General features: G+C 38.6%; 9 protein-coding genes. 8 read left to right on the forward strand and 1 reads right to left on the reverse strand.

Annotated elements, in window-relative coordinates; all coding sequences use genetic code 11:
* Nucleotides 1-70: 70 nt before the first annotated feature.
* Nucleotides 71-1,048, reverse strand: coding sequence for a carbohydrate kinase (locus tag VB694_RS08435; protein WP_323359863.1), 978 nt, complete (start codon nucleotides 1,046-1,048; stop codon nucleotides 71-73).
* A gap of 353 nt (nucleotides 1,049-1,401) precedes the next feature.
* Here VB694_RS08435 and VB694_RS08440 point away from each other — a divergent pair, with 353 nt between their 5' ends.
* From VB694_RS08440 to VB694_RS08475, 8 genes are all read left to right on the forward strand, one after another.
* The gene (locus VB694_RS08440) at nucleotides 1,402-1,677 is read left to right on the forward strand and encodes a helix-turn-helix transcriptional regulator (protein ID WP_323359864.1); all 276 of its coding nucleotides are present in this window, start codon (nucleotides 1,402-1,404) and stop codon (nucleotides 1,675-1,677) included.
* 442 nt (nucleotides 1,678-2,119) lie between these two features.
* A complete protein-coding gene (gene psb34, locus VB694_RS08445; RefSeq protein WP_323359865.1) occupies nucleotides 2,120-2,299 on the forward strand; it encodes a photosystem II assembly protein Psb34 in 180 nt (59 codons plus the stop codon).
* A gap of 238 nt (nucleotides 2,300-2,537) precedes the next feature.
* Nucleotides 2,538-4,703: a tetratricopeptide repeat protein gene (locus VB694_RS08450; protein WP_323359866.1), complete on the forward strand. Its 2,166-nt coding sequence runs from the start codon at nucleotides 2,538-2,540 to the stop codon at nucleotides 4,701-4,703.
* 165 nt (nucleotides 4,704-4,868) lie between these two features.
* Nucleotides 4,869-6,749 (forward strand): ABC transporter ATP-binding protein, encoded by a 1,881-nt coding sequence (locus VB694_RS08455; protein ID WP_323359867.1) that lies wholly within the window; start codon nucleotides 4,869-4,871, stop codon nucleotides 6,747-6,749.
* A 673-nt stretch (nucleotides 6,750-7,422) separates the two neighbouring features.
* Nucleotides 7,423-8,664: a pitrilysin family protein gene (locus VB694_RS08460; RefSeq protein WP_323359909.1), complete on the forward strand. Its 1,242-nt coding sequence runs from the start codon at nucleotides 7,423-7,425 to the stop codon at nucleotides 8,662-8,664.
* Nucleotides 8,665-8,860: 196 nt separating this feature from the next.
* The gene (locus VB694_RS08465; protein ID WP_323359868.1) at nucleotides 8,861-10,135 is read left to right on the forward strand and encodes a pitrilysin family protein; all 1,275 of its coding nucleotides are present in this window, start codon (nucleotides 8,861-8,863) and stop codon (nucleotides 10,133-10,135) included.
* Between the two features lie 163 nt (nucleotides 10,136-10,298).
* A complete protein-coding gene (locus VB694_RS08470; RefSeq protein WP_323359869.1) occupies nucleotides 10,299-11,120 on the forward strand; it encodes a peptidoglycan-binding domain-containing protein in 822 nt (273 codons plus the stop codon).
* Between the two features lie 151 nt (nucleotides 11,121-11,271).
* Nucleotides 11,272-12,759 carry a glycosyl hydrolase family 57 gene (locus VB694_RS08475; RefSeq protein WP_323359870.1) on the forward strand — a complete coding sequence of 496 codons (1,488 nt, stop codon included), beginning with the start codon at nucleotides 11,272-11,274 and terminating at the stop codon, nucleotides 12,757-12,759.
* The last annotated feature ends 48 nt before the right edge of the window (nucleotides 12,760-12,807 follow it).

The following is a 12,807-nucleotide window of genomic DNA, read 5'->3' on the forward strand; positions in this document are numbered from 1 at the left end:
AATATCAGCTGATTGTATCTGATATTCCCCTAATTGTGCTATTACTTCAATCTGTGAAAACTGTTGATTTTTAAAGTTGATGTTCAGCTAAAAAAGCATCAACTTCTTCTGCTGTGGGTTGAGATGCGATCGCGCCGGGTTTAATAGTAGTCAGCGCCCCTACAGCACTAGCATAAGTAACAACTCGTTTAGCAGTTTCTCCATCCCGTAAACTCTGAATACCCGACTTACTCAACTGATGGATAAACCCAGCCAAAAAGCTATCTCCCGCACCAGTGGTATCAACAACAGGGATGGAAAAAGCTGGTAATTTACCTTCGTTCTCACCTAAACAATAGGAACAACCATTTTCTCCATCTGTGACTAAAACACCTTCTAATGAATTAAGTCGATAAGTAATTGCTCCAGGGTCTTTAGTATCAAATAACCATTCTGCTTCTTCTTTGGTTAGTTTGAGAAAATCGAACCGCTTTAATAATGCCAGAATTTTGGACTTGGCTGTATTTTCATCTTGCCAAAATACTGGTCGCCAATTTACATCTAAGATAATTTTCAGGTCATATTTTTCTGCTAACTCTAAGGCTCGCAAAACAGCTTGCTCACTTTCAGGATAGGCTAGTTCTAAAGTTCCTACTACCAGAAAGTCTGCTTCATCAAACAGCGCAGATGGTACTTGTTTGGCTTGTAACCGGGTATCAGCAAATTCGCTAGTGTCATATTTACCAAAACCAGCAAAAGTGCGATCGCCTGTCAAGTCTCTGACCACATAAACTTGTCGCGTTGGTGCTGTGGGATGACACTGCACACCCCTTATATCTACACCGACATCTTGTAATAACTTCACCAGTGTATTACCGGGTTCATCCGCTCCTACTGCGCCAATAAAACCTGCTGGCGTTCCCAGTTTGGCTAAAGCACAAGCAACATTTGCCGGCGCTCCCCCTGGGTAGGGAGTCCAAGACTTGACTTCTGACAGCTTTAGCCCCATTTGATCAGCTAAACAATCAAACAAAACTTCGCCAAGGCACAAAACACGGGGATTACTCATCTCATTTTCAATTTACAACTTGGAATTAGGACTCTGTATAAAATCTACAACAATCTTTATTCGTTTGTCTCCAGTTATTCATAGAATACAATAGCAGTTTTTGTGACTAAATATGGTACATAATGTTATTAAATTCCCAAATTTTTCACTTCATTAACTCAGAGAATTTTCTGATAAATTAGTAATATTTCTTACTAATATCTTGAGCAAGCAAATTAATCTTCAGATTAAATTCAAATAAAATTTTGACTTTGGTATTACTAGGAACATTTACAATGTCTAGCTCCCTTGAGAATCTTTTAGAATTAGAAAGAGTGATTGAGTAAATATACCAAGGGAGGAATAAATAAGTCATGGCTGCTAGTGACTCTGGGACCCCTGTTAGTCTGTCAGACAGAGAACTGCAAATTATCGACTTAGTGGCCGCTGGCTTAACTAACCAAGAAATTGCAGGAAAACTGGAAATTAGCAAACGTACAGTTGATAACCATATCAGCAATATTCTCACCAAAACCAAAACTGACAACCGAGTAGCGTTGGTTCGGTGGGCTTTGCAGTGGGGAAAAGTCTGCTTAAACGATGTCAATTGCTGTACTCTACCTCACCATAATGATTCAACCATTAGTTAGTTGATGACTATGAATCGCTGTGGATGCTGAAAAGTCAATTTTGAGGTTTGCTGATTGTTCTCCTCCTCACCTCTATTTTTCAGTGTGAACCTCTACCACCAGTTCCGCAACTTTCACTCAGCACCAGTTGAAGCTAAGGGAATCAGCCAGTTTTCAGTATCGGAACTATATATCAGAATTCTTCATACTTCTTTCGATTCAGCACAACAGACTCCCGAAGAAAGATCAAGGAATCTCTAGACTTCTTGTAGAAGTCGGGCAAAAGGTAAGGGGAAAAAGTGTCATCTTTTTTACCCTTTACCTTTCCAGATCCTTTATTTCTGTCCGCAAAGGAGATAATTTTGTATTTTGATTAAATATAAAGATTTATATATTTTTATGAAAACAAAACTCTAATAAATGTAACATTCTATAATTAAGAAGATAAAAAGGAATAGCTATAATGCCCTATACGAACGAAGAAGGTGGTCTTCTCAACAATTTCGCCCGTGAACCAAAGGTTTATCAAGCTGAACCTCCCACAACTGGGCAAAAGCGCACTTATATTATTTTAGGAATTGCTGCTGCGATTTTAGTCAGTGGTGTGGTTTTTGTCGCCTTCGCTGTGTCTAATGCCAGTTAAAAACAAAGTATTTTAATCAAATTTAATATTTTGAGTATCTCAGGTTCTCATCTTAGGAAGAGCCTGATTTTTTTATTTTTTGTTAGAATGAGATAGGGTTTAAGTATAATTAAATACTTTATCCTCGTTAATCCTGGAAAAATCGATTCATCCTGAGCAAAATATATTTACTTGAAAATTCAGAATAGGGAGATTTTTCAGTCAGGATGTATATTGTATTTGGGCTTTTGTAGCCACGATGAGCGTGAATGAAACTCTAACTACAGATATTTTTACTTTGAATCGGCAAGTATATCAACGCCTGAAATTTGCTCTGAGTATCGGTTTGCGGCGACAGATATTTTTTGCTGTATGTGATGACTTACACTTAAGGAATCAAGTAGCTACTCGGTTGCATTCTACCTTGGCTTATCCAGTGAGTCAAGTGTTATATCAACCATCCGGGACAGAAGGAATTAGCACCCCAGCTTATCCCCGTTTAGTTACATTGCGGTTGAATTTAAATGATCCCAATCCCATCGCTCAGATTAATCAGTGGTTAGCTAATTATCCCCCACCTGTTGTTGGTGAATCAAAAGACACACCTGGTCGTCCTTTACCAATACCAGCATTTCAGATTGTGGGTGTGGAACTGCTAACCAAACAATCCGTAGCAGTACAACGTTTATTTCTGCACTATCTGCGGTTAAGTGAGCAGTATTTTTCTACCCAAGAAACTACTCCTTTTCTCGAATCTAGCCTGTTGTTTTGGGTTCCCCGTCCTTGGTTGTCTGCTATCCAGCAATCAGCACCCAAATTTTGGCAGTGTCGAACTGGTGTATTTATCTTTGCGGGAGAACCGACACCAACGATAGATAATCGGGGTTATCCAGAGCATTTATCTAGTTTGCGAAGTGTAGATTTAGATAAAATTGACAAATCAGTTCTTGATGAATCAATCACTTCTACAGAACTGATAGACAAGGCTATCGAAGACTTTAAGTTTATTGAAGATGATGATTTTCTAGAACAAACTTCTGAAAATATCGAAGATAACGTCCAGCCAGCATCTGTCACATCTACCAATAACAATGTTATCCCCAAACTCTCATCTTTCTTGCATATTAGTGATGAGTTAGTTTCGTTAATCAAAGCAACACTCAACCCCAATATTCCTGAAGATGTAGATGGAAATTTGCAAATAAAGCAATTACTTTGGGAAATTGAACAATTAAAAATTCAACAGGTTTCTGGAGAAGAAGTTGCAGCAGCTTATCACAATTTAGGAAATTTATATCGTTCCCGGATTGAACAAGGACAGTCAAGTTTAGAAAACTTGATGGTTGCCATTATTTCCTATCAGGAATCTGTTAGCTATGATGACACTTCACCACAACTACCAGATACTTTAAATGACTTGGGTACACTATACTGGATGCTGTACCGCACACCTGGAAGTAGTGATGAGGGGCAAACTTATATACAACAGGGCATAGAATTTTATCAGTTAGCAATCAAACTAATTTCACCGGATAGCCAACCAGAAATTTATGCTCGTGTACAGAATAATTTAGCGACGGCTTATGGCGATTTAGCCAGGTTTTCTCACCCTGTGGAAAATTGGCAGGAAGCAGTTACAGCTTATAATGAAGCACTGCGCTACCGCACAGAAGATATTGATCCCTTAAAATATGCTGCTTGTCAAAATAATCTAGGTACTGCTTACTGGCATTTAGGACAATATAGTCAACCAGTGGAACATCTTCAAAAAGCGATCGCAGCTTATAATTTAGCACTTGCCTACTATAAACCCAAGGATGAACCGATCAAGTATGGGATGATTCAAAATAATATTGGTACTGCTTACTGGAATTTATCCCAATATGAAAAACCATTGGAAAATTTACAATTAGCAGTTGATTTATATCGGGAAGCTCTCAAATATCGCACACCAAATAATATTCCCACAGGTTGCGCTGCTACTCGCAATAATCTGGGAACTGCTTATTGGCATATAGCAAATTTACCACAAGTAACAAAGGAAATTCGCCAAAATTTTCTCCAATTATGTATCAAAACTTATGAGGAAACCCTTAAACTTGCTGATTCTTTAAGTCAAAATAGTTTAAGTTTTGATTTATTGGCAACACAGAATAATTTGGCTTTAGCTCAGTATCAATTAGTTACAGATCCATCTTTTAAGGGTGACAAGAAAATTCTTTCTCAACATTTAGAGGCATCTTTAGATAATCATCTGCAAGCATTAAATGGAGTGGTTAAAAATACAGAAGCTTATCACACAACTTTTAATCATATCATCAAGGTAATTCGCACTTTTCATAATGAATTAGGTATCCAAGGACAAAATCTGGCTTTATCTAAAGTTCCTAGCCATTTAATTCCAGAAATTTTACCTAAGTTATAGGTGATAGGGGATTGGGGATTGGGGATTGGGTAGTAATTAAGAATTATGAATTACGGTTAGTTATTGGCTAAAATTACCGCAGGGGGTGATCAAAAGGTGAAACTTCTATACCCCTGTACACCGTTAGCTGTTAGCTGTTACCTGTTGAATTACTACCCCAGACCTATGAGAGAAACATTCCTAGAGGTTCGCAATCTACAAGTTGAATTTTTCGGTGATGGCAGTCAGCTTAAAGCTGTGGATGGGATTAGCTTTAATTTACGTCGAGGTGAGACTCTAGGGATAGTTGGAGAGTCTGGAAGTGGTAAATCAGTGACAGCACTGGCAATTATGGGTTTGTTGCAATATCCCGGTAAAGTGAGTGGGGGAGAAATTTGCTTTCGTCCCCATGAAAATGCTCAACCTATTGATTTATTGGCTTTACCGGCTCAAGAAATGCAGCTTTACCGGGGTGGAGATATTGCGATGGTTTTTCAAGAACCGATGAGTTCTTTGAACCCGGTTTATAACATTGGCTTTCAGATGACAGAAGCAATTATGCGTCATCAAAATGTCAGTATAACTGAAGCTAAAAGAATTGCGATCGCAGGTTTACAAGAAGTTAAACTTTTACCTAGCGATGAAAAAATTCAACAGCAATATCTCGATAATTGGCAGCAAACAGATCCTAAAATATCTCTACCTAATGATTTTCAATTAGCGCAGTTGGTGAAAGAACAAAAAACCGCAATGCTAGAACGTTTCCCTCACGAACTTTCGGGAGGTCAGTTACAACGGGTCATGATTGCAATGGCAATTTCCTGTAATCCATCACTATTAATTGCTGATGAACCAACCACCGCTTTAGATGTAACGGTACAAGCAACAATTATTGAATTGATGCGAGAACTACAAGAAAGTCGTGACATGGGTATGATTTTTATTAGTCATGATTTGGGGTTAATTTCCGAAATCGCTGACCAAGTTGCAGTGATGTATAAAGGTAAAATAGTTGAATATGGGACAGCATCACAAATTTTTACTCATCCCCAACATCCTTATGCTAAAGGTTTGGTAGCTTGTCGTCCTAGTCTTAACCGTCGTCCTCAAAAATTGCTGACTGTTTCTGATTACATGATTGCAGCAGAAGATGAATTTGGAGAAGTAGTAATTCAAGCCCAAGAACCAGCAGCACCGACGGAAGTGACTACAGAAGAAATTAACACAAGACTGGAAAACTTAACTCAAAAAGCACCACTTCTACAAATTAATAATCTCAAAGTTGGGTTTCCTATTCGGGGAGTTTTTGGTGGTACAAAACGTTATCATATAGCAGTAAATGGGGTTTCTTTTGATGTTTTTCCAGGGGAAACATTAGGATTAGTCGGTGAATCTGGTTGTGGTAAAACTACTTTAGGTAGAACTTTGCTCAGATTAATTCAACCAATGGCAGGTAAAATTATTTTCGATGGGCAAAATATCACGACTCTCAAGGGAAAACCGCTACAAAAAATACGGCGAGAAATGCAAATAGTTTTTCAAAATCCCTTTAGTTCTCTTGACCCAAGAATGAAAATTGGTGATGCAGTCATGGAACCCTTGTTAATTCATTCTGTGGGGAAAACAACACAACAACGTAGAGAAAGAGCAGTAGAACTTTTAGAACGAGTGGGATTAACTGCTGATGATATGAAACGCTATCCTCATCAATTTTCCGGTGGTCAACGTCAACGGGTTTGTATTGCGCGTTCTTTGGCTTTAAATCCTAAGTTTATTATTTGTGATGAGTCGGTTTCCGCTTTGGATGTTTCGGTACAAGCGCAAGTTTTGAACTTGTTAAAAGAGTTGCAACAAGATTTCAACTTGACTTATATTTTTATCTCCCATGATTTAAGTGTGGTCAAATTTATGAGCGATCGCATTTTGGTGATGAATCAAGGTAAAATTGTCGAATCAGGTACATCTGAAAGTATTTACCGTCAACCAAAAGAAGAATATACTCAAAAATTAATTGCTGCTATTCCTACAGGTAGTTCTGAACGGATGAAAAACCGCAATCTTAATTAATACAGGACTTACGCAACTGTCACATTGGTAGGGTGCGTCAGATATCAACAATCCGTTTATTTGCAGGATTTATGCAGTCTGACGCACCCTACAACAGATTTTTGGTGTGACACTTGCGTAAGTCCTATAATATGCTCAGATAACCGACTGATATCAAAAGTCAAGTATCTTGGAGATATGATTGTTCAGTTTTTTTAATAACCCATTCTTACAAAAAAGTAAACTGTCCTATTTTCGCAATAAGTAGAGCCTATTTTCAATAATCTTGAGAATATTCTCAATAATTTAACGAATTTAGGTTTTTTCAGCCATTGATATTGACAGACTAAATTTTTCTGGTATTATATATGTATAATCTGAAAGATTTCCTGTAGTTATTTTCATACTATTGTTATTTTCGGGTTTTAGCACTGTTAAAGCCATAGATTAAGATTTTACTTCGCGCAAAAACGCAAATCAAATATTCAAGATTATTAAAGCTGAAAAAAGAGTGTTTACAGGTAGTTCGCAACAAACCATCTTTTTTCCTTGATTGGTGTTTCAGTTTAAAGACAAAAATCTGTATAATTTGATGATTATAAATCAATCAAGTAAAATTCAGAGTTAACATGACAAAATAAGGTCAAATTCTGATGGAAGCTACAAAAAATTGACAAAATACCTACCTAAAACAGTGTTTCCAGCCTCGGTTTTTCATCTAGATAATGGTTTGACATTTATTCATCAGGAGATAACCGCTACCCCTGTAGTAGTGGCAGATGTTTGGGTTCGCGCTGGAGCGACCTTAGAGCCAGAACCTTGGTTTGGAATGGCACACTTTTTAGAACACATGATTTTTAAAGGGACAGCCAAATTAGCTCCGGGGGAGTTTGATTATAACATTGAAAAAATGGGTGGTGTGAGTAATGCTGCCACAAGCCATGACTACGCTCATTATTCCCTGATCACAGCTACTCCTTACTTAACAGATACTTTACCCCATTTAGGCGAACTTTTGCTAAATGCGGCAATTCCCGAAGATGAATTTATTCGAGAAAGAGATGTCGTATTAGAGGAAATTCGCTCTGGTGCTGATGATCCCGATGCAATAGGTTTTGAATCACTGCTGAAAAACGTCTATCAAAACCACCCTTATGGACGTTCTGTATTAGGTACAGAGCCAGAATTAATGCAGCATTCCCCAGAAGCGATGCGACGTTTTTATCATTCTCACTACCAACCAGAAAATATGACCGTGGTAGTTGTCGGGGGAGTAGAACAGGAAACAGCTTGGGAACTTGTGAATAGGACATTTACAGATTTTAGCGATCGCTCTGATTGTCCCCCATCTGAGAAAATAGCAGCACCAGTCATCACAGGTATTAATAGACAAGAATTAATTTTACCCCGGCTGGAGCAAGCACGGTTAATCATGGCGTGGACAGCACCAGGAGTAGAAAAACTCAGAGACGCGCATGGTTTAGATTTTCTCACGGTGTTATTAGGACAAGGAAGAACTTCCCGTTTAGTGCATGATTTACGGGAAGATAAACAACTGGTTCAGGCAATTTGCAGTAATTTTTCCCTACAACGGGAATCCAGTTTATTGACAATAACGGCTTGGTTAGAACCAGAATATCTGGAACGAGTAGAGGATTTAATTCGGGAGCATTTACATAACTTGCAAACTACAGGAATTAGCAACCAAGAACTTAATCGCACCCGTAGGTCATTATGTAATGAATATGCTTTTGCAACAGAAACACCAAATCAGCTAACATCTTTGTATGGTTACTATAATACCATTGCCCAGGCCGAATTAGCCGTAGCTTATCCTCAGCAAATTCAGTCCTTTGATGCTCAAGAACTGCAAAAATTAGCACAAGATTATCTCTCACCGCAAAATTACGCAGTTACTATTCTCAAACCCTATTAATTAGGTGACAGGGGACAGGTGACGGGTGACAGTAAGTAAGTAATAGAGTCTGGGGGAAGAAAATTTTAGATTTTAGATTTTAGATTTGACAAAAACAATCCAAAATAAATAACTCCTAAACTCCTGATTTCTGTTCCCTGTCACCTGTCACCTGTCACCTAGCTAACTCCTTTAATCATTAACCTGTTGAGTAAGAATGCAAAATATAAATAATTCTAAGTTTTCTATCTATCGCACCGTCTTACCAAATGGCATTGTTTTATTAGTATCAGAAAATCCAGCAGCAGATATTATTGCTGGACGAATTTTTATCCGTGCTGGTAGTTGTTATGAAAACCGAGAACAAGCTGGTTTAGCACATTTGTTATCAGCAGTAATGACAAAAGGTTGTGATGGTTTATCCAGCTTAGAAATTGCCGAAAAAGTCGAGTCTGTGGGAGCAAGTTTAAGTGTTGATGCGGGGACTGATTATTTTTTACTGTCTTTGAAAACAGTAACTGCTGACTTTGCAGAAATTTTAACATTGTCGGGGTTATTGTTGCGATCGCCCACATTTCCCGAAAACCAAATAGAACTAGAAAAACGGTTAGCACTCCAAGATATTCGCTCCCAAAAAGAGCAACCCTTTAACCTGGCTTTTGAACAAATGCGACAAGCCATGTACCAAGCACATCCATACTCGATGTCGGTTTTAGGTACAGAACCCACCATTAGCAGCATCACTCGTGCAGACTTAGCCGCATTTCACCAAACTCATTTTCGTCCAGATAACATAGTCATTAGCATTGCTGGACGCATCACAGCTGATGCAGCAGTAGAACTAGTAGCAGAAATTTTTGGTGATTGGCTGCAACCAGCCCAACCACGCCATATACTAGATTTACCAGCAATTTCTGTCACCCCAAAATCCTGTCTCAAACCCTTAAATACACAGCAATCAATTGTGATGTTGGGTTATATGGGTCCATCAGTCAGCGCCCCCGGATACGCCGCCCTCAAATTGTTGTCTACCTACCTGGGAAATGGGCTTTCTAGCCGCTTGTTTGTAGAATTACGAGAAAAACGGGGTTTAGCTTACGATGTATCTGCTATTTACTCTACGAGGCTATTTCCGTCCTCATTTATAGTTTATATGGGTACTGCACCGGAAAATACCAGTATCGCCCTGCAAGGACTACGCCAAGAAGTAGAACGACTCTGTAATACGGAACTATCTGCGGATGAACTGCAAACAGCGAAGAATAAAATCCTGGGACAGTATGCCTTGGGTAAACAAACTAACGGACAAATTGCTCAAATCTACGGTTGGTATGAAATTTTGGGCTTAGGAATTGAATTTGATCATGATTTTCCTGAACTGATTTACAAAGTTAGTCCAAAGTTAGCAATGATAGCAGCTAATCGTTATTTACAGGAACCTTATGTGTCTTTAGTAGGTCAAGAGCAAGCAATTACATCAGTTAACTGTTAACTATTATCTTCTGTCTGTGAAATCAAACATAATCATGAAAATGTAAGGTGATGTAGAGAAATTGTCCATAACGTCTCGACATTAAGGTTAATATAGCGATCGCATTAATCGCATTAAATGTAAGATCAGCAGAAAAATATCCCAGATATCCCAGGTAAATTAGATGAAAAGTCACCTAAAAGCCATTATTTGTCAATACTTCCCGAAAAATCTGTTATCTTGGTTACTTTTATTATCCGCCACACCTACACTGATTTTATCCTCGACGATGGCATCAATAGCAGTACCTATTAACATGATTGCCCAAGTCAACAACGTCGGTAAAATCAACCGCCCCACCTTGCAAATTGGTAGCCAAGGTGAACGAGTTTCGGAACTGCAAGCAGCACTCCAACTTTTAGGCTTTTACACAGGTGTAGTTGACGGCATTTATCAAGAAGGTACAGCCAGGGCTGTTTCCCAGTTTAAACAAGCAGCTGGCTTAAATCCAAATGGTGTGGTAGATGCCATCACTTGGGAAAAACTTTTTCCTAATATTTCAACCGTTGTCACTAATAACACTACATCTGGCGTGCAACCCACTACCAGTAATAGTTTAACAGTTCCTACTCAACCCAGTAGAAATACTAGATTAAATAATACAGTTGTGCCAAAAACAACTATACCAAAACCAACAACAATTCCCCAAAATAAACCCAATACAAGCTTTCAGCCGACTCCCATTAATCAACGAAATCCTAACATTCAATACACTCCAGCCGGATGGCCAATTTTGCGTTTAGGCAACCGTGGTGCAGAAGTAATTAAGTTACAAAAACTACTTCAAAATCTGGGTTTTTTGAAAGGTGCTATAGATGGTGACTTTGGTGTTAGCACTGAAGCAGCAGTCAAAGCCGCTCAAGTTCGTTATGGCTTACAACCAGATGGCGTAGTTGGTGGAGCTACTTGGGAAGCTTTCTTGCGGCGATTACCCCAGCAACGCTAGTACCGCAGGGCGGAAGTCAAAAGTCAAAAGTCAAAAGTCAAAACGAATACAGCGTAAGTTTTTCAGAGATTTGGAATCGTTGGTTTATTTACGCCGTTCTGTACTAGGCTGATGTTGAAAAGATTACATCGTTTTTTCGGAGCAACCAAAAATGTTTAAATTACCTGATCATCTGCCCAATTTGCCCGAAATCATCGATGATTTACCAAATATATCTGGTTGGGAAAGAGAAGTTCTTTCTGTAGTTAACCATGATACACCTGTTTTTTTACCAACAACTAATATTAAATTAGCAGATGTCAATGCAGTATTTGCGATCGCACTCCATATGCACCAGCCTACTATACCAGCTGGACAGAACGGTTCACTGATCAGCAATCTGCAATATATGTTTGAACACCAGCACGAAGGAGACAACCACAACGCTGGACCATTTGCTTATTGTTACAGCCGCATAGGTGACTTCATTCCAGAATTAGTCAATCAAGGTTGTAATCCCCGTGTGATGTTGGATTATTCTGGTAATCTTTTATGGGGACTTAGGCAAATGGGAAGAAGTGATATCTTGGAAAATCTGCAACGTATCACTTGCGATTCTACCTATCAGCCTTATGTAGAATGGTTGGGAACAATGTGGAGTCATGCAGTCATTCCTTCCACACCCATAGCCGATTTTAAACTACACATTATCGCTTGGCAACATCATTTTGCAGCAATTTTTGGCTGGGAAGCACTAGCGCGAGTCAAAGGATTTTCACCCCCAGAAATGCACCTCCCAAATCATCCAGATATCCTATTTGCATTTATCAAAGCCCTGAAAGAATGTGGTTATCTTTGGCTATTAGTGCAAGAACATACTATAGAAACAATTAGCGGTGAATCCATTACCCAAAAACATTTACCACATCGTTTAATTGCTCGCAATTCCCAAGGCGAAACAATTAGTATTACAGCACTGATTAAAACCCAAGGTTCAGATACTAAATTAGTTGCTCAAATGCAACCATATTATGAAGCAAAAACTTTAAGTAAGCAACAATTAGGGAAAGTTTTAGTACCACCAATCGTCAGCCAAATAGGTGATGGTGAAAATGGTGGTGTGATGATGAATGAATTTCCCAGCGGTTTTAAACAAGCTTGGGGCGATATGCTGCAACATGGTGGCGGTAAAACTGGAGTTGTCGGTGTCTGTGGTACAGAATATTTGGAATTACTAGCAGATGCTGGTTGTCAACCTGAAGATTTTCCTCAATGTCAGCCATTAGGACAACATCAAATTTGGCAGCAGATACAACCAAACAACTCACAACCAGATGCTGTAGAAAATGCTATTCTAGAAATCAAAAAAAATAACCCCAATTTTCATATTGATGGGGCATCATGGACTAATCATATTAGTTGGGTAGAAGGATACGAAAATGTTTTATCTCCCATGTATGAATTGAGTAATTCCTTTCATCAAAAATTCGATGATTTTTTAACCGATAATCCAGATAAATCTATCACTAAAGAAAGCCACTATCGTCAGGTATTATTACATAACTTGTTGCTGCAAACCAGTTGTTTTAGATATTGGGGACAAGGTGCTTGGACCGATTATGCAAAAGAAATTTACCAACGGGGTAAAAATGTAGTTTAATGCTTCTCCCTTCAGATATAGGACTCATATTTGAATTTTGAAAAAATC

The organism is Anabaena sp. UHCC 0451, from assembly GCF_034931405.1.
Classification (GTDB): domain Bacteria; phylum Cyanobacteriota; class Cyanobacteriia; order Cyanobacteriales; family Nostocaceae; genus RDYJ01.